This window comes from Paenibacillus sp. HJGM_3 (assembly GCF_045062745.1).
Lineage (GTDB): Bacteria > Bacillota > Bacilli > Paenibacillales > NBRC-103111 > Paenibacillus_AA.
The window spans coordinates 173464-192152 of record NZ_JBJGED010000004.1 but is presented as its reverse complement, the minus strand read 5'-3'; the positions used below and the strand labels follow the sequence as shown (position 1 = coordinate 192152).

Below are 18689 nucleotides of genomic sequence, written 5' to 3'. Positions count from 1 at the left end.
CAGGAGGGATGAATTTATGCGGAAAGGGATAAGCGTGCTGCTCGCGATCGCCATCGCCTTCGGCGGCCTCATGGCCGGCCCTTCAGCCACACGAGCCGACAGCCAGCAGACGGGCGAACGATTCTACGATTTCGAGAGCTTCAACCTAGGGCCGCTGAACGGCCAGAACGGCTGGACTAACGCCAACCCCGAGGTTACGGTAACGAATGAAGTGTACGCCCCAGGCGGCACGAAGGCGATCAAGATTGCGGATAACGACAAAACGAAGGCCTATGGCGCCCGGGTCGCTTTCCCCGCCATCACGCGCGGGAGCGTGGAATGGTGGGCCCAGCCCCAGACGGCCGACCGGCTCGTAATGCTGCTCGAGAGCACCGGGCCTCAAGGTACGAAGCCGGTGGAGTGGATCGGATTCCTGGCTAACCGGACGATCGAGTATTACGACGGCGCGACCCGAATCCAATCTACCGAAACGTATGAGCCGGGACGCTGGTATCGGTTCCGCGTCGATTTCGATGCCGCGGCCGGCAAGAAGACGATCACGGTGTTCGACGGAGACGACTTGCTGCTGCTCCGCAAGGATACCGCGATCCGGGATACGTCGGCCACATCGGTGAATTTGTTCCGGCTGGCTACGATCTCGACCGGGCTCGGGACGTTCTACTTAGACAACGTCCGTATTCGCGACGCGTCGCTTGCGGCCCCGGCCAGCTTGACGAGCCTCAGCCTGTATCCGGACTCGATGAATGTGATCGTCGGACAATCGAAGCCGGTCCATGTCCTGGGCCACTATTCGAATGGGGATGTGATCGTATTGGATGAGCAGCAGACCGTGTTCGCGTCCGCTGATCCCGGGGTGGCGACGGCCGTATATGGCCAAATCCAGGGCGTCTCTCCCGGCTCCACGGTCGTGAGTGCCGTCTATGGCGGGGTTCAGGCCACCGCCGAAGTCAATGTGCTGGACCCGAACGACATTCCTCCCTATAAGGAATTTGCCTTACGGCCGCTGAATCGGTCGACCGACCTGCACGGGTTGCACATCGTGACGCCGGCCGGAGCGGAATGGGCCGCCCTCGGTGAACGCGTCGCCACGGCGCTCAATACCCGTTGGAACGTGCAGGCAAGCGTCGGGCTCCCGGACCGGGAGCGCTTCCGCAACGGATGGTCGGGCAATTCGCTTGTGATCGGCTCGTTCGGCAACAATGAACAGCTCGCCCGACTGTACGGGCAGAGGATGTCGTACGCCGACGGGATCTACCCTGGAGCAGGCGGATATGAGCTGCACACTGTCATTGATCCGTTCGGCCTGGGCGGCAACACGATCGTCTTGGGCGCGAGCGACTTGGCAGGCGCCACCGCGGGGATCGACAAGCTGTTGGCACGAATTGGGGAGCAGACCGATCCGGTACTGCCTTGGCTCGCCGATGTCCAGCTGTCCGAGGAAGCCGCCTCTCACCTGCAGTTCGGAGGCAAGCCGACCGAAGCCGACATACAGGCTGCGTTCGCGGAGGCCGACAGAAGGCTCTCGAAGCTGACGCCGTCGGTCGGGGTCGAAGCCGATGCGAGCTCCCTCCTCTCCGTCATCAGCTATATCAAAGTGTTCGGCGAGAACTATCAGTTGACCCGCCATCCCGGCTTTGGCGAGATTTACCGCAAGCTGCTGCACGGCTATGCGAATTTCCTGAACCGTTATCCCGTCGAGGCCAAGGGCCAGCTGAACAACCGGGTGAACATGTGGACCGACGGCGACGCGATGATCCAGAACTGGACGGTACTCGAGGCGTCTCCGCTGTTCTCCACGCTGGAGCGCAAGCAGATTACGTCCGCCCTCTACTTGACCTACGAGGCCAATGCGAAGGACGGCTACCTCACCGGTGCGGCTGCGACCGGGCCGCGATGGAATCATCAGATCTTCCCTGCGTTGTCGATCATCACGGGCAGTCAATTTTTCGGCAACTACTATGGGCTGCCTGAGGCCCCGGGATGGAGACAGCTCGGCGAGCGGATCTTCACGGGCAACACGTCGTATATCAGTCTAGACGAAGGCTCCGATTACTTGATGCACGTGCCGATGACGAATATCGACTACGCGATGGCGACGGGGAACCTGGACTTCATGCTCCGCTCCTTGCGCCCGAGCGCCGACCTGAACGCCCTCATGATCGACAATCTGGGCGTGATGACCGGCGGCGGGGACACATACCCATACGGGTACAGCAGCGCCTACTCTTGGGGGCATTCGCAGGTGATGAACGCGGCTACTTGGCTGTATGACGACCCGGTGTACCGCTTCCTCCTCGAACGCACGAGGACCGGACCGTTCCCGGACCAGAACATGCCGGATCTGGACTATCCGATTCACCGATACATGGCCGCGGCCCAGCCGAGCGGATCGGCGGAGATCCCCGCAGGGGCCTATCCGCAGGTGCAGGCGTTCCCTGTAGAGCAAGGTGTGTACGATGACCTGAAGGAGGGCGAACAGACGCCACTCGATGTAGCGCTTGAGGATACGTTTCACAAAATGACGTTCCGCCAAGGCTTCGGGTTGAACGACAGCTACCTGGTCGTGGACGGCTTCTCCGCCGGTGCGCACGGCCATCAGGACGGCAATGCCATCCTCAGCTACACGGCGGACGGACGGCTGTTCCTGACGGATCGCGATTATATCGAGAATACGCCGGAGCACCATTCCGGACTCGTCGTGGTGAAGGACGGCCAGCAGCCGAAGAAGCCTCCGCTCGCCGAGCTGCAATGGGTCGCCGACGCCGGGGGCACGAGCCTCAGCCGCAGCACCGTGCCGAACTACAACGGAACGGATTGGCAGCGCTCGATTATCAGCCCGAACGGGGACTTTTATCTGATCTATGACGAGGTGGCTTTCAAGGAAGCCGGTGACTACGTACTGAAAAATCAATGGCAGACACTGGGCGCCCCTATGCTGCAGGATGATCGTTTTGAAGCCGAACAGCAGGGCGTTACGATGTCGATCGACAGCCTCGATCCCTCCGAATTGCTCACACAGGACCGGTACGGCCATTTCCGCAAATATTTCAAGTCGGAGAATCCTTATCCGTACGCCGATCAGGAAACCGTGCTGAGCCAAGTGTTCGAGGAGCAAGGCTACCAGGCCGGAGACCGAGTCGGATATATCAATGTGCTGTCCAGCCGCAAGGAGGACGACCCCGCCATCCAGGCGAAACGGCTGAACGAATCTACGGTGGAAATCCACCAGAAGAATGGGCATTGGCTCGCCGTGCAATCCGCGCTGGACACCGAACAACTCGCCTCCAACGGGCAGTTCCACCTGATCGGGAATGATCAGCTGCTGGCGGCGTCCGCGACTGAGATCCGTATCGGCGCCCAGACGCTGCACTTTCCGGAGCCGGTCCTGTTCCAGATGAACGCCGCTACCGGAGAGTGGGCGACCTACTCGCTGCGCAAAGACCTCGTCCGCTACGACGCCCAGGGCGAACCGATCCGGGAAGGCGCCCTGCAGACCGGCACGGTGACTTGGTCGAAACCGATGCAGCAGAAGCTGGAGAAAGCGTTGAAGGACCGGGAGCATCCGGGTACTTGGTCCAAACCTCGCCGGGACCGCGAGGAAGGCACGGAAGACTGGCAGCAGGTGCATCAGTTCTCCGAGCAAGTGACCAGCACCGCTTGGGGCGATCTGAACGGGGATGGTCAGGAAGACTTGGTGCTCGGCGGCATAGGCGGCAAAGTTCAGGCCGTGAACGAGGCCGGAACCGCCCTCTGGTCGTTCACAGCCGCGGGCCGCGTGAACGAAGTGACCGTGCAGCCGCTGAACGGGCAGCTTGTCGTGTTCATCGCCACGGAGAATTGGTTCGTGCATGCTCTGAACGCCCAAGGCCAGGAGCTGTGGCGCTATGAATTCCCGAGTGACGGGGCTCATCGGGAGCGCAAAGGCAATCTGCTCGGCATCACAAATGTCCGCGTCGCCCATGTGAACGGTGCCGATCAGCCGCCTTGGGTGATGGTCGGTTCGCAATTCCGCTACATCTATGGATTGGATGCGGAAGGCCGTTTGCAATACGAAGATCTGCTCTACTACTACGGTATTGAAGACATGGTCTTCGCCGACTTCGACGCCGACGGCAAGGATGAGGGCGTATACGCTCTGGAGTATGCGTATTATGCGTACTGGAATGAGAAGCAGGTCACCCGTGGCGGTACGGGCGGCGGACCCGGCTGGAAGGTCGCCGATGTGCTGCCCGACAGCACCGGCAGCGGCACTGGTACGAACCAGCCTGCCTTCGTCCTCGGGACGAAGCAGAACGAGGTGAGGCTAGCGTCTTATAAGGGCCGGCTGACGGAGGTGTGGCAGCGCAACGTCGGGGGTGAAGTGAACGACATTCGCCACGGCGACTTCAATGCGGACGGCGTACCCGAGCTGCTGGCCGGAACCGACGGCTTCCAGGTGTACGTCCTGAACCCAGACGGCTCCGTCCGCTTCCGGAAGGCGCTGGAGGATCGCGTCCTTCATGTGGACGGCTGGAATCGCGACGGGCAGGCTTCCTATTGGGCCGCCGCCGATCACGGGCTTCTCGTCCGGCTCTCCGAGCAGGGGACCATCGAGCAGACCGCCCGCTTCCAGCACGATATCGCCGCGCTTCAGGCGGGCGAATCGCATACGAGGCCCTGGATTGTCCTGACGAACGGCGAAGTATACCGTTACCGCCAGTAGAGAGATACCGAGAGCTCAACCGCTCTTATCCTCCGCTTGATCCCTGCTCCGCCCTGCCTGAACCGGAACCGCCGGATCTCAGGCAGGGCAAGCGATCAAGCCTTTTTGTCGTCTTGATCCCATACGCAATCTTCTGTATGCTAAGGGCAGCACTTATCCTATGAATGATGGACGGTCAACATGGAAGAGAGACCTAGCCGCAAGCAGTTTCAGTCCCGGCTGGACAGCATGGTGGAAGCCGTGCGCAGCGCGATCCTGAAGGGAACGCTTCGAGAAGGGGAATTTTTGCCTTCGGAGAAGGCTTATGCCAAGCAATACCGGTTAAGCAACCGGTCGGTTCGCCAAGGCCTGGAGGGGCTTGTGGAAGCCGGCCTGATCGAGAAAATCCCTCGGGTCGGCAACCGGGTCGCCGCCCGGTCCGGGGGACATGCCTCCGTAACGCTGAAGTTCGCCTGCCACCGCTCCCTTCTGCAGGAAGCCGCCATGACGGCGCTGATCGCCGAGTTTCAGAAGCGGCATCCCGGCATCCGCGTGGAATTCGTCGCCATCAACTCCAGCATCAACCGCTTTAGCGTGATGAAAGCGATGATCGACGCCGGGCAAGTGGACGTGTTCACGATGAATTACAACGGCTTCGATGATTTCAAACAGAACCGCGGCTTCGAGGACCTGGAGACGTTCGAGCCCCATCCTCAGATTTACTCCGCGCTTACCGATGCCTTGACCTATGATGGGGAGCTGAAGGCTCAGCCGTTCATTTTCACTCCGCTTATTTTGTGCTATAACAAGGATCACTTCCGGGAGCGGGGCGTGCTGGAGCCGGATAGCGGCTGGCGCTGGAACGACCTGTTCGAGCAAGCGTCCCAGCTGGCCGTTGAGAACGAACGGCTCGGCTTCTACTTCCACTTCCCCTCCAGCAACCGGTGGCCGGTCTTCCTGCTGCAGAGCGGCATGCGGTTCGAGCGCGACGAGAAGGGCCGCTTCTCCATCCGCCGCGAGCACTTGATGGACAGCCTCAAGGCTTGCCGGGAGTTGATCCATATGCAGAACCGCTTCCCACTGTTCCTGTCCGAGACGGATGCCGATGCCGAGGAGCTGTTCTTTAGCGGCAAAGTTTCGATGATTATGACGACGTACCTGGCGCTGAATCATCACGTGCGCCCGGACGGCTTTGAATACGATGTCGCGCCGTTGCCTTATTTGAACGATCCCAAGACGTTGCTTATGATGGTGGGCCTGGCTGTGAACGCACACTCGCCCGCCCGGGAAAGCGCCAAGCTGTTCGCGGATTTCCTGGTGTCCTATCCCGCCCAACTGCTCGTGCGCCAAAAGACGCTGAGCATCCCGAGCCTGAAGCCGGCGGCCGAATGGACGGGCAAGGAGAGCATGTACCGCCCCTCCCGGTTCCATATGTACCGCGATATTATCCCAACCTTCCGAACATTCGGCACAATGAATATGTCGATCAAGGAGCTGGACATGTTCTACCGGGAAGCGAAGCTGTATTGGTCCGGGCTGGAGACGGAGGAAGCGGCCTCCGTGCGGCTGGAGCGTTTTCTGGAGCAAGCGGGGGCACCGGACCCGAGCTAATCGGACGGATCGGCGGCGAGCTCCGAAGTCAGTGCCCGATGAAGCACGCGCAGCTTGCCGAGCAGCTGGACGATCGGGTCCCGGCCGACCGACATGCGCAGCGCATTCCGCGTCCCCGATCCGTCGGTGACGGTATTGAAACGGAACGTGTCGAAGCCGAAGCTGCCGCCCGCCGTGAGATGCAGCTCCTCCGGCGCTTCGGAGATTAGCCGGTCGATCCACGCCTGATAGGCCGCTTCCGTCATCCCTTCCCGCAGCTGGATATAGAACACGGCACCGATCCAGGGCATGCCACCCATTTGATAGGCGTGCGACGGGTGAACGGACGTGTCGGCTCGCCAGACGAAGCCCTGGTCCTGCATGTGGCGCAGGAACGATTGGACGAGCCAGGCGTTGCGGTTTAAGCGCCCCAAGCGGGCTTGGAGCCGATCCGCGTCCGGCACCGGCAGCTGCCGCACCATGGCGGGATCGGCGCCGGCGTTTAGCAGCCCGAGCAGCGCCACCCACGCATCGGCAGCGGCCGGCTCCTTGAGAGCCTTGCCGGTTGCCACTATGTACCCGGCGCTCATCAGGTCGAGCCCGTACTCGTAATATTTGATCCCGCTCTCAACGCTGATCAGCACGATGTGCGGCGGCAACCGGTCGCCGTAGCGCTCGAACAGCGGATTCGCGATCCCGGTCAGCGTCCGGTCCACGATCACATAGAGCGGCTCGGTCTGGGGGTGCCGCTCGAGCTGGGCCATCAGCCGGTCCAAGTCGACGGGCGGCTCGACCGGCCACGTGAGACCGGGCTCTACGAGCAGACAGCCGATCGCCTTGCCCTGTTCGACCAGAGCGTGGATCTGATCGGCATCCACCAGCTGCGGCCGCGACGTCGACTCTTGCAGCAGCAGTTGGGCCAGGTCGACACCTTCTCCGTAGAAGCCGCGCTGTACATAGGTAGGCAGCCAGCCCCCCGTATGCTTCCTGTAGGCGGACAAGGCGAGCGCCAGCGCACTCATGCCCGACGAGGTAACGAACCGGACTGACCTTGACTCGCAATCCGCCGACATTGGGTAGAAGGCGCGCGCCATGTCGGCCTCGTACGATTTTACATAGTCGCTGCCATAGCTGCGCATGTACGTCCCATGCTCGCGCTGGATGTAGCCGGCCTCCACGGTCGGATCTGAGGCGGGGCGCGCCCCGGGCTGCTCAGCCGGTGCCTGCCAGCCGCTTCCCTCCAGCACCGCACCGAGCTGCTTGTACACCGTGCGGATTCTGTATTTCACGGCCAAGTAATCCCGGATCTCGCAGGCCTCCGGCTCTCGCATATATCGGTTCACCTGCTGTCGCAGCCGGTCGAGCTCCTGCCGGAACGCGGCAGCCAGTTCCCGTTCGAACGGTTCGGACGGGAACGCTTCCCGGTACAGCTGCAGGCGGCGATCCAGGATCGACAGGAACCATGTGAGCTCCTGCAGATCCTCCTGCCGCTCCCGGAGCTCGAGCTCCTGCCAGCCGGGCGGCGCGATCGGGCCGTGCTGATCGGGGCTCAGCCACGTGGCCCAATCCACCTCGTGCTGCTTGTCCGAGTTTGTTGGTGCCATGCCGCCCCCTCCTCTCCGATGCTTCGATGCTTCGGTGCTTTGATGCTCCCATTTTCGGATGAATTCAGATGCCGAAGCGCTGAATTTGATCCCACTGCTGCTCTGCATACAGCACTTCCCGCTGCTTCTCGCCAATCAAGTCGTAATGCGGATACACGTCCCGCCGGTGGATGTACTTCGGATTGAGCCCGTAGCGCCTGCACCAGGCTTCCAGCTTCTTCAGATCGGAGCAGCCGGCCTTCGTCACCGTCCGAATCCCCGGGAACCTCGGTTCGAGCCAATAATGCGTCAAGTAAGCTATCTCTCCGCGAGCCACCGCTTGCTTCCAGGCTTCCATCTCGTGCCGTTTGATCCCAAATGCCATCCGGATTTAGCTCCTTACCCCCGAGAGAATCGTCTACCGTACCTTGTCGCAAACCGTGAATCCATCCATCTAGCCTTCTACTCTTTCCAGTGTACCCCATTTGCCGGCGAATCCCTAGCAGCCCCTCTCTGGTAGATAACCGATTACCAGGAGCGTCAAACCATAAAAGATGACTCAGCGTTTGGGTGCACCACCGGATAATTCGTGCAATTAGTTGGGATCCGGACAGAAATAGCACTTTTCAAGCGGCACTCGAGGCGGTCGGCGGAACTGTAGAGTAGATTTTCTACTTTTGGAGTGGCACTCGGCGCTACTGTAGACTAGGAAAGATACTTTTGAGTACGTGTTCGGTCACTCGGGGCTGCTGTTAGAGTAGAAAAGTTACTCTGGAGCGTTGAATAGGGCCGTTGGCGCTACTGTAGAGTAAAAAAGTTACTTTGGAGCACGGGTTCGAGCCGTTGGCGCTACTGTAGAGTAAAAAAGTTACTTTGGAGCACGGGTTCGGTCGTTTAGTGTACGCCTCCAAGCAAGCGCACGTCCACTTAAGTCAGCTTCCTTATGGTAAAATAACGATTATGATTTCGAGTGCCTTTAGCGAAACGGAGTGAATCCAGAATGACTTTGACTATCGCCCCCCTCGAACCCCTGCAAGCCGTAACCTCCCGCTTGCACGCGGCCGGGATCGGGTATGCGTTGGGCGGCAGCGGCTTGTTGTATGCGCTTGGATTGACGGATAAGGTCCGCGACTGGGACCTGACGACCTCGGCGCCCGTACAAGCGGTTCAGGCCGCCTTACTCGACCTGCCTGTACAGACGATCGTGAGCGGCGATTATCCGTTCGCCAGCGACTACAAGCTGCTCGTGCACGAGACCGACCCGCAGGTGGAGCTAATCGGCGGCTTCGCGATCCACAGTCCCGCCGGCCTCTGCCGAATTCCACCGCTCCTTGGGGGTGCCGTATGGAACGGCATCACGCTAGGCAGCCCGGAGGTCTGGTATGTAGCGTATGCCCTGATGGGACGCCGGCCCAGGGCCGAGCTGCTGCTGCATTACATGCAGGGCGGACCCGTTCCACATGGACGCCCGGAGACGCTGAACCGCCTGCTCCAAGAGCCGCTGCCGGCCGATATTCGCCGCGAGCTGCTCACTCTGCCCCGCGTCCCGTCTCCCCATTAATTTCCCCAACCAAAGTCTAGGTTTCGTTACCGTCCCGCGGCGGTGTTCCCGTCCTCCCGATCGCTTTACACTGATTACAAACAACGTTAGTCGGGAGGATTTTGTCGTGTATGAAATGTGGTTTGGAATCAAGATGGGTTCCGCTTTTCTACTGCTGATTCTAGGGTGGATTGCCGGAAAGAAGGCTTCCGGGCTGCTCTACGCAGGTTCCCTGGAGCGTCTGCAGCGCAAGCTGCGCAAGCAATTGTCGTGGGCGGGAATCGTGACGATCGCCGCGGCCGGCGTGATTACCGGTGTCGTCGGCCTCATGAATAATTTCGAATTCGCCATTTGGAAGCTGGCTGTGCTCGTTCAAGCTCCCTTCGTCATCGTGCCGCTGGCGGCGGTGCTGCTCGTCTCCGTGCCGAAGCTGATCCGCCTGAGGCACCTTGTTCGCGGCACATCCGGTCCAATCGAGGACCGGCATGTGCGGCACGGCATTACGGCGCCGGGACTCATCGTGCCGTTCCAGGCGATCGCCTTCGGCGGGACCGCCGTGGTGTACTTCACCTTCGTCGTCCCGGCCAACTGGCTGGAGATCGCCATTCCGGCGGCGATCTACATCGCCATCTGCGCCGCTCTCTGGCTGGCGCACAGCAGCCGGCGCCGCCTCGTGACCGCGCCCGAGGCGGGCATCGTGAACCGCCGCGCCATCCGCGCGCTGCGGGACATCGGCTTCTTGGCCGCCGCCGTCGGCGTAGCGGCCGTACTGATCATCGCCGGGCAGCGCGGCAGCGTGCTCCCGGGCAAGCTCGACATGATGGCCGGCCCGATGGACTTCGGCGGCGGGGCCTCCATCGCCCATGACCATGCCGCAGGGCATGCCACGGCGGCCGGCTCCATATCGCTCGCCAAGCTGACGGGGCCGGCGACCGGCACGCCGGATCGGAAGTTCACCTTGACCGCCCAGCAAGGCCAGGTGACGTTCTCCTCCGGGAAGCAGGTCGACGTCTGGACATACAACGGGGAAGCGCCCGGTCCCGAGCTCCGCATGAAGGAAGGCGAGCTCGTGGAGGTCACGCTCGAGAACAAGGACATCGACATGGGCGTAACGCTCCACTGGCACGGGCTCGACGTGCCGAACGCCGAGGACGGCGTAGCCGGCGTCACCCAGGACGCGGTCATGCCGGGCGAGCGCCACGTCTATCGGTTCCGCGCCGAGCAGGTCGGCACATTTTGGTACCACTCGCACCAAGACTCGAAGGAAGCGGTCCAACGCGGGCTGTTCGGCCCTCTGATCGTCGAGCCTCGCGACTCCATCGGCGCAGTGAAGGACATCACCGTCATGTCCCACGTATGGGACGGAGCCGGGTTCGCCATCGGCGACAACGTCGGGGTGCAGAAGCAGAAGATCGCCCCCGGCACCAAAGTACGGCTGCGCCTCATCAATACGGATGACTGGGTGATCCAGAAGTACACGCTCACCGGCGCTCCGTTCCAGGTTACCGCGATTGACGGCGCCGATCTGCATGAGCCCGGCACGCTGGAGAACGAGTATGTCGAGCTGCCCACCGGCGGGCGGGCCGACCTCACGTTCGAGATGCCGAATCATACCGTCTTCTTGGCGGTCGGCAACGGCTTGAACCTCGGGATTCTCATGAGTCCGGACGGGTCCGGGGAAGTCCCGGTCCAGCCGAAGACCACGAAGTTCGACCCGGTTCACTACGGCACCTCTACAGCGACGCCGTTCGATGCGTCCAGCAAGTTTGACCGCAGTTTTGAAGTCATTCTAGACAACAAGTTAGGCTTTTATAACGGCAGCTTCGAAATGCTTTATACGATCAACGGCCATGTATTCCCGGATACGCCGATGTTCATGGTGAAGGAAGGCGACCTCGTGAAGGTCAAGATCGTCAACCGCGGGATGGTCGATCACCCGATGCATCTGCACGGCCACCATGTTCTGGTGCTGTCGCATAACGGCGAGCCGGTGACAGGCAGCCCGTGGTGGTCGGACACGCTGGGCGTGAACCCGGGCGAGACGTACGAGATCGCCTTCCTCGCCAACAATCCGGGCATCTGGATGGATCATTGCCACAACCTGACGCATGCGAAGGCCGGCATGACGATGCATCTGGGCTATATCGGGGTCACGACGCCGTACGCGGTTGGTAGCGAGACGCACAATCATCCGGAGTGAGTCACAAAGCTCGCGTAATTTCGACAAGTTTCGCCAAGGTGGTATTTGCCAAACAGGATTTTCCCGTGTCATGTCTAATTGATATAGTGACGATTCGACAGCATGGGAGGCCCTCTTCGTGTCCATCAAAGCGAAACTGTCCCTATTCATCACCATCTTCGTAGCCATCACGCTTGTGTTGAACATATGGATCAACTATCTCTCCTCCAAAGACGCCCTCCAGGCAAGCGCCGAGCAGCAAATGAACTCCATTGCGGGTCATATCGGCGTTACCCTGGAGGCGTCTCAGGATGCCCGGCAATATCTCGAGGATACGATCGGCGAGAAGCTGCGAATCGCCGCCGTAGCCGCGCAGGATCAGCTCTCCCCCGACTACAATCAGATCACCAACGAAGAGTTAGTAGCGCTGACCAAGAAGCTGGGGATCGATTACATTACGTTGTGGAAGCAGACGGCGGACGACATCGTCGTGGCCCGTGCCTCGGACCAGCAAGAGCTGAACATGAGCTCCAAGTCGTGGGATTATTGGTTCCAAGCGTTCCAGCAGCTGTTCCAGTACAAGGAGGTCTCGCTCGCAGAAGGCCAGAAGCTCCCGCATTATTGGGCTGGCCCGATCAACTTCGCCACCTCCGATCCTACTTTGATCAAAAAATGGGGATATTACTACGACGGCACGACCAACTATATGATCAACACCGCCATGAATGCGCAAGTGTTCCTCGATTACGAGAAGGCGATCGGAACCGAGGATTTAGTCGGCAAGCTCCTGAAGGACAACCCGAACATTCTGGAGATTACGGGTTTCGACCCGAAATTTTTCGGAAAGGCGCCTATCATTAAGATGAAAAAAGGGGTTCCCGTTCACAACTTGGACGTGCGGGACATTATCTTCGGCCAGTACACCTACAAGGACTCGCCGAACGACCAGGAGCAAATTCAGCTAGCCCTTCAATCCGGTACCGCCGTGACCGGGAATTCCTTCACGAACGATAAGCGTATCCTGAAGAGCTTCATCCCCGTCCTCGGGGCCAAGCCTTACGTGGTCTCGGTAACATTCGACCGGGAAACGATCCGCGAGACGCTTCGGCATCAACTGCTCGTACAATCGGCCATCTCGCTCGGTCTCATCCTCTTCATGTGGGGGGCGAGCTACTACATCGCCGGCTTCATGCTGCGGCCGCTGAATTTGATCGTGTCGAAGGTGAATTCGATGGCGGACGGCCGCTTCGGGATCAAAATTCCGATTCGCAGCCGGGATGAGCTCGGCCAATTGGCCACGCAGATCAATACGATGGCGAGCAACCTGCAGAGCTACCTCGCCCGGCTGAATGAATCGGCGGAAGAGCTGCGGGATACGAAGGAATACTTGGAGTCGTTCGTGAACCAGACGTCCGACGCGATTCACGTCTCGGATCTGGACGGCCTCGCGATCCAAGTGAACCAGGCGTTCGAGTCGCTGTATGGGTGGAGCCGGGAAGAGGCGCTAGGCCAGCGGGTGCCGGTGGTGCCGGCGGAATGGCACAACGAGTTTTTCTCGAAGCTCAGCCTGGTGTTGGAGGGGCAAGCCGTCTCCACATTCGAGATGGTGCTGCTCACAAAAGACGGGAAGCCGCTCGACATCAGCGTCACGATCTCCCCGATCCGCAACGGGCAAGGCGAGGTCGTCGCCATCGCCTCCATCTCCCGCGATATTACCGAGCGCAAGCAGACCGAGGAGATGCTGCGCCGCTCCGAGAAGCTCTCACTCGTTGGGCAGCTAGCGGCCGGTGTCGCGCATGAGATCCGCAACCCGCTCACCACGCTGCGCGGCTTCGTGCAATTGCAAATGAAAAAGGGGGTTTCCACCCCCCATCAGCTAGAAGTTATGTTGTCGGAGCTCGATCGGATCAACTTCATCGTCAGCGAGTTCCTCGTCCTGGCGAAGCCGCAGGTAAGCCGCTTCGTCCCAGTGCACCTGCGGGACATTATTCAGGATATCGTGCTGCTGCTCGATCCTCAGGCCCACATGAGCGATGTCCGGATCGAGACCCGGTTCGCGTCCGATCTGCCGCTCCTCACGTGCGAGCCGAACCAGCTGAAGCAAGTGTTCGTGAACATTATGAAGAACGGCATCGAGGCGATGCCGGAGGGCGGGACGCTCACGGTAGAGCTCGCGCCGCAGGCGTCCGACCGGCTCGTCATCCGCATCACGGATCAAGGTACCGGCATCCCCGAGGAGGAGCTGCCTCATCTCGGAGAGCCGTTCTTCACGAAGAAGGAGACGGGCCATGGATTAGGGCTGATGGTCAGCCAACAGATCATTGCCAATCACAAGGGCTGTCTGCTCATCCGTAGCGAGGTCGGTGTCGGGACATGTGTCGAGATTCAGCTCCCTCTTACCGCTTCCCCGAGTCAAACGGCTCACCCGCCGCTTTAGGCGCGTTCGACGACTTGGAGAACAGGACGAGCGCGAGCAGCGTCGCGACGTATGGGAACACCTTCAGCACGACCGGCGGGAATGCCGACAGCGACGGGATGACCTGCGAGACGGTCGCGATGGTGCTGGCGAAGCCGAAGAACAGCGTCGCCGCCAGCACCCCGAGCGGCTTCCACTGGCCGAAGATGAGCGAAGCGAGCGCCAGGAAGCCGAGTCCGGCGACGCTGCCCGTGAACTCTCCGGCATACGTCACGATGATGATCGCGCCGCCCAGTCCGGAGAACGCGCCGGAGATGAGCACGGCAATGTAGCGCATCCGCTTCACCGGAACCCCGGCCGCCTCTGCCGCGTGGGGATGCTCTCCGCACGCCCGAAGCCTCAGGCCGAACGGCCGCTTGTAGAGGACGAAGACGCTGATCGCCACGATGAACAGAACAAGCCACGTCGTAGGATACGTCTTTGTGAACAGCAACGGCCCGAGCACCGGGATCTCGGTCAGAAACTTCACGTCGAACGGGACGAAGCCGCTCTCCAGCCGGATGTTTCCGCTGCCGGTAATGTTGCGGGAGAGGAAGACCGTCAGCGCTCCGGCCACTAGGTTAATCGCCGTACCGCTGATGATCTGGTTCGCGTTCAGGCTGATGCTGGCGAACGCGTGCAGCAGCGAGAATAGGGCGCCGAGCACGAGGGCGGCGAGGAGGCCGACCCAAAGCGTGAACGGGTTATCCGGCCAAGCTTCATGCAGCTTGAAGATGACAAAAGCCCCGGAGAACGCCCCCACGACCATTAATCCTTCCAGCCCGATGTTCACGACGCCGCTGCGCTCGCTGAACAACGCCCCCAGCGCCGTGATTAGAATCGGAATCGTATACGCAATGGCGTAGGGGAATATTTGTTGCAATGTCGTCCACATGCGCTACTCCCCCTTCCTTCCGGACTGCGCCCGGCGCCGAATTAGCGCGCGGGTGAAGCGCTCGATGAGAATGCTGGCGGCGGCGAAATAAATGATAATGGCGATAATCGTATCGGCGATTTCCGGCGGGATGTCGGTCATCGCGTTCATGAATCCGCGACCGGAGTACAGCAGCCCGAAGAAGATCGCGGCTGCGAGCACGCCGACCGGCGTATTGGCCCCGAGCAGGGCGACGGCAATCCCGTCGAAGCCTTGGGTCGGCAGGATGCCGATCTGGATGTTCACCGCATTGCCGGCATACTGCGTCACGCCGGCCAGGCCCGCGATGCCGCCGGAGACGAGCATCGAGACGATGATGTTGCGGCTCACTGCAATCCCGGCGTATTCCGCCGCATGGCGGTTAAAGCCGACGGCCTTCAGCTCGTAACCCAGCGTTGTCCGGTTGATAATGAACGCGACGAGGATGACGACGATGACGGCCAGGAACAACCCCAGGTTGATGTAAGAACCGCCGAACAGATCGGTCAGGAACGGCACCTTGAGCGTCGCCGAGTCCGCCAAGTTCCGCGACTCCGTCTCGAGGAACTCGCCTTTGAAATAAGCCGGAACGGCGTAGTAGATCGTCCAGTAAGCGATCCAGTTCATCATGATGGTCGAGACGACCTCATGCACGTTGAATCGGGCCTTGAGCACGCCTGGGATAAGCGCCCAGAGCGCTCCGCCGAGCAGCCCGGCCAGCACCATGGCGATCAGCAGGATCGCCCGGGGCAGATCCCAGCTCAGGCCGACGGCCGTCGCGCAGAAGCCGCCGAACAGCATTTGGCCCGCCGCGCCGATGTTGAACAGGCCGGTACGGAAGGCGAACGCGACGGACAGCCCGGTCAGGATGAGCGGGGTGGCCGTGGCGAGCGTATTCCCGATGCGCTCGGCGTTCTTCAGCCCGCCTTGGAACAAGTACAAGTACCCGGTGAACGGGTTGTGTCCCGTGACCGCCATGAGCACCGCACCGCCGATGAGCCCGAGGAGGACGGCCATCAAAGAGACAATGCCGGTCTTCATGCACCCTCCTCCTTCCCGATGCCCGCCATCATCCGGCCGAGCTCTTGCTCATTCGTTGCGGACGCCTCGACCACTCCGACCAATTCCCCGTTGTTGATCACGGCGATCCGGTCCGACAGCTTGAGGATTTCGTCCAGCTCCAGCGAGACGAGCAGGACGGCCTTGCCCTTGTCCCGGTGCTCGATCAGCCGCTTGTGGATGTATTCGATCGCGCCGACGTCCAGACCGCGAGTCGGCTGCACCGCCAGGAGCAGCGTCGGGTTCAGCTCGATCTCCCGGCCGATGATGGCCTTCTGCTGATTGCCCCCGGACAGCATCCGGGCGGCCGAGACGGCCCCTTGTCCGGACCGGACGTCGAAGCTCGCGATAATCCGGTCGGCATACTCGCGCACGATGCGCTTGTTCAGCAGCCCATACTTCGAGAAGGGCCTCCGGTTGTACACCTCGAGGATCATGTTCTCTTCGAGCGTATAGTCCAGCACGAGCCCGCGCTTCTGCCGGTCCTCCGGAATATGCCCGATCCCTCGTTCCATGCGTGCCCGTGTCGACAAGCCGGTGACGTCCTCGCCTTGGAACCGGATCTGCCCGGACTCCACCTTCCGCAGCCCGGTGATCCCCTCCACGAGCTCCGACTGCCCGTTGCCGTCTACGCCGGCGATCCCGACGATCTCTCCGGCCCGCACCTCCAGCGAGAATTGCTTGAGTGCCCATGTCTTCCGGTTGTTTCGGATCGATACGCCGTCCAGCTTCAGGACTGTCTCCCCCAGCTGCACCGCCTGCTTGTCCACCTGGAAGGAGACGTGCCGGCCGACCATCATCTCCGCCATCGTCTGCTCGCTCGTCTCCGCTACGTTCACCGTCCCGATCGTCTTGCCGCGCCGGAGCACCGTGCATCGGTCGGCGACCGCCTTGATCTCCTTCAGCTTGTGCGTGATCAGGATGATCGATTTGCCCTCGGCGATCAGATTGCGCATAATCGTCTGCAGCTCTTCGATCTCCTGCGGCGTGAGCACCGCGGTCGGCTCGTCGAAGATGAGCACTTCCGCATCGCGGTAGAGCATCTTCAGAATCTCGACCCGCTGCTGCATGCCGACGGAGATGTCCTCGATCAACGCGAGCGGATCGACATTCAGCCCGTACTTCTGCGACAGCTCCTCGATGCGCCGGCTCGCGGTACGAGTGTCCAGCATCAAGTTCTTGCGCGGCTCGAGCCCCAGGATGATGTTCTCCGTCACCGTGAACGTCTCCACGAGCTTGAAGTGCTGATGCACCATCCCGATGCCGAGCCGCCCTGCGACGTTCGGACTCGCGACCTTCACCTCGCGGCCGTTCACCTTGATCACGCCCTGATCCGGCTGGACCATCCCGAACAGGATGCTCATAAGCGTCGACTTGCCGGCCCCGTTCTCCCCGAGCAGCGCGTGAATCTCGCCCCGCCGCAGGCCGAGTGTGATGTCGTCATTGGCGACGATGCCGGGAAACTCCTTGCGGATGTGCTGCATTTCGATGATGTAATCCATGATGGTCGCCCTCCCCTTACTGGACCCCGCTTGTTAAAAAAAGAGACGGAGCGCGTCCGTCTCATTCGGTTATTTATTCGACTACTTGATCAGGCTGCCCTTCTCGGCGGCTACCTTGATCTCTCCGGCTTTCAGCTTCTTCGCGATATCTTGCACCTTCTTCACGGTGTCGTCGCTCAAGTTCGGGTTCTTCTCCGGAATGCCTACTCCGTCGTTCTTCGAATCGAACGTCAGCGTCTTGCCGCCCGGGAACTTGCCGTCCTTCTCCGCCTTCACCATGTCGTAGGCCGCTTGGTCGATCTTCTTCATCGCCGAAGTCAGGATGACCGACTTGTCGTCCTTGTACACGCCGTCCTTGTATTGGTCGACGTCGACGCCCACGATCCAGGCCTTCTTGCCCGCTTGGACCCGAGTCTTCGCTTCATTGATCGCGCCTACGCCTACGCCGCCGGCTGCGGCGAAGATCACGTTCACGCCGCGGTCGAACATCTGAGCCGCCAGCTGACCGCCGGCCGCTACGTTGTCGAACGAGCCCTGGTAGATGACATTCTCCGGCTTAATCGTCAGCTTCGTGCTCAAGTTCTTGTTCGCGTAGTCTACGCCTTGCTGGAAGCCCCAGTTGAACTTCTGCACGGCCGGAATCTCCATGCCGCCGATGAAGCCCGCTTGGCCTTCCTTGATCTGCAGCGCGGTCGCTACCCCGGCCAGGAAGCCGGATTCATGCTCCGCGAAGAAGATCGACACCGTGTTCTCCTTCACGACGGCCTTCCCGTCGCCGGCATTCGGCGCGCCGTCGATGAGGACGAATTTGGCGTCCTTGTACTTGTCCTGCGATTTGAAAATCGCCGTCTCGAATTTGAATCCGGGCGTGACGATGAATTTATATCCGGCATCGTACAGATTGCCGATTTCCTTCATATAGTCCGCTTCTGTCGTCCCCGTCGGCTTCAGGTACTTGTTGTCCAGCTTCAGTTCCTTTGCGGCTTTCTGAACGCCTTCCCACGTCCCTTGGTTGAACGATTTGTCATCGATCGTCCCGGCGTCCGTCACCATGCCGACCTTGAACTTCGCGGAACCGCTTCCATTCGTCGAGCCGTCCGAGCTTCCGCATCCTGCCAGCATGCTCAGCACCAAAGCCGATACGGTTAAAGCCACAATCCCTTTTTTCACTAGAACAAGCACCCCCT

Annotated in this window: 11 protein-coding genes; 5 read left to right on the top strand and 6 right to left on the bottom strand. The window is 60.7% G+C overall.

All coding sequences use genetic code 11. The features are described 5' to 3' along the window. The first annotated feature begins 16 nt into the window (after positions 1-16). Together ACI5FR_RS06525 and ACI5FR_RS06520 are read left to right on the top strand one after the other, a co-directional pair. Positions 17-4702 (top strand): hypothetical protein, encoded by a 4686-nt coding sequence (locus tag ACI5FR_RS06525; RefSeq protein WP_405451921.1) that lies wholly within the window; start codon positions 17-19, stop codon positions 4700-4702. Positions 4703-4882: 180 nt separating this feature from the next. Further along, positions 4883-6292, top strand: coding sequence for an extracellular solute-binding protein (locus ACI5FR_RS06520; RefSeq protein WP_405451918.1), 1410 nt, complete (start codon positions 4883-4885; stop codon positions 6290-6292). Here the strand turns inward: ACI5FR_RS06520 and ACI5FR_RS06515 are convergent. Then, positions 6289-7875 carry a PLP-dependent aminotransferase family protein gene (locus ACI5FR_RS06515; protein WP_405451916.1) on the bottom strand — a complete coding sequence of 529 codons (1587 nt, stop codon included), beginning with the start codon at positions 7873-7875 and terminating at the stop codon, positions 6289-6291. The two genes, ACI5FR_RS06520 and ACI5FR_RS06515, sit on opposite strands and share 4 nt — an antisense overlap. Before the next feature lie 64 nt (positions 7876-7939). Continuing rightward, on the bottom strand, positions 7940-8239 hold the full coding sequence (locus ACI5FR_RS06510) for a hypothetical protein (RefSeq protein ID WP_405451914.1): 300 nt from the start codon (positions 8237-8239) through the stop codon (positions 7940-7942). Between the two features lie 615 nt (positions 8240-8854). Between ACI5FR_RS06510 and ACI5FR_RS06505 the strand changes: the two genes are divergently transcribed. From ACI5FR_RS06505 to ACI5FR_RS06495, 3 genes are all read left to right on the top strand, one after another. Beyond that, the gene (locus ACI5FR_RS06505; protein ID WP_405451911.1) at positions 8855-9415 is read left to right on the top strand and encodes a hypothetical protein; all 561 of its coding nucleotides are present in this window, start codon (positions 8855-8857) and stop codon (positions 9413-9415) included. Positions 9416-9530: 115 nt separating this feature from the next. Then, positions 9531-11594, top strand: coding sequence for a multicopper oxidase family protein (locus ACI5FR_RS06500; protein ID WP_405452232.1), 2064 nt, complete (start codon positions 9531-9533; stop codon positions 11592-11594). 118 nt (positions 11595-11712) lie between these two features. Next, positions 11713-14010 carry an ATP-binding protein gene (locus ACI5FR_RS06495; protein WP_405451909.1) on the top strand — a complete coding sequence of 766 codons (2298 nt, stop codon included), beginning with the start codon at positions 11713-11715 and terminating at the stop codon, positions 14008-14010. Here ACI5FR_RS06495 and ACI5FR_RS06490 read toward each other — a convergent pair. From ACI5FR_RS06490 to ACI5FR_RS06475, 4 genes are all read right to left on the bottom strand, one after another. After that, the gene (locus ACI5FR_RS06490) at positions 13970-14923 is read right to left on the bottom strand and encodes an ABC transporter permease (RefSeq protein WP_405451906.1); all 954 of its coding nucleotides are present in this window, start codon (positions 14921-14923) and stop codon (positions 13970-13972) included. The genes ACI5FR_RS06495 and ACI5FR_RS06490 overlap by 41 nt on opposite strands. A 3-nt stretch (positions 14924-14926) precedes the next feature. Beyond that, positions 14927-15982 carry an ABC transporter permease gene (locus ACI5FR_RS06485; RefSeq protein WP_405451903.1) on the bottom strand — a complete coding sequence of 352 codons (1056 nt, stop codon included), beginning with the start codon at positions 15980-15982 and terminating at the stop codon, positions 14927-14929. Beyond that, positions 15979-17502 (bottom strand): ABC transporter ATP-binding protein, encoded by a 1524-nt coding sequence (locus ACI5FR_RS06480; RefSeq protein ID WP_405451901.1) that lies wholly within the window; start codon positions 17500-17502, stop codon positions 15979-15981. Before ACI5FR_RS06480 ends, ACI5FR_RS06485 begins: the two co-directional genes overlap by 4 nt. A gap of 81 nt (positions 17503-17583) precedes the next feature. Next, complete coding sequence (locus ACI5FR_RS06475; protein WP_405451899.1) at positions 17584-18672, bottom strand: BMP family lipoprotein; 1089 nt, start codon at positions 18670-18672, stop codon at positions 17584-17586. Positions 18673-18689: the final 17 nt, after the last annotated feature.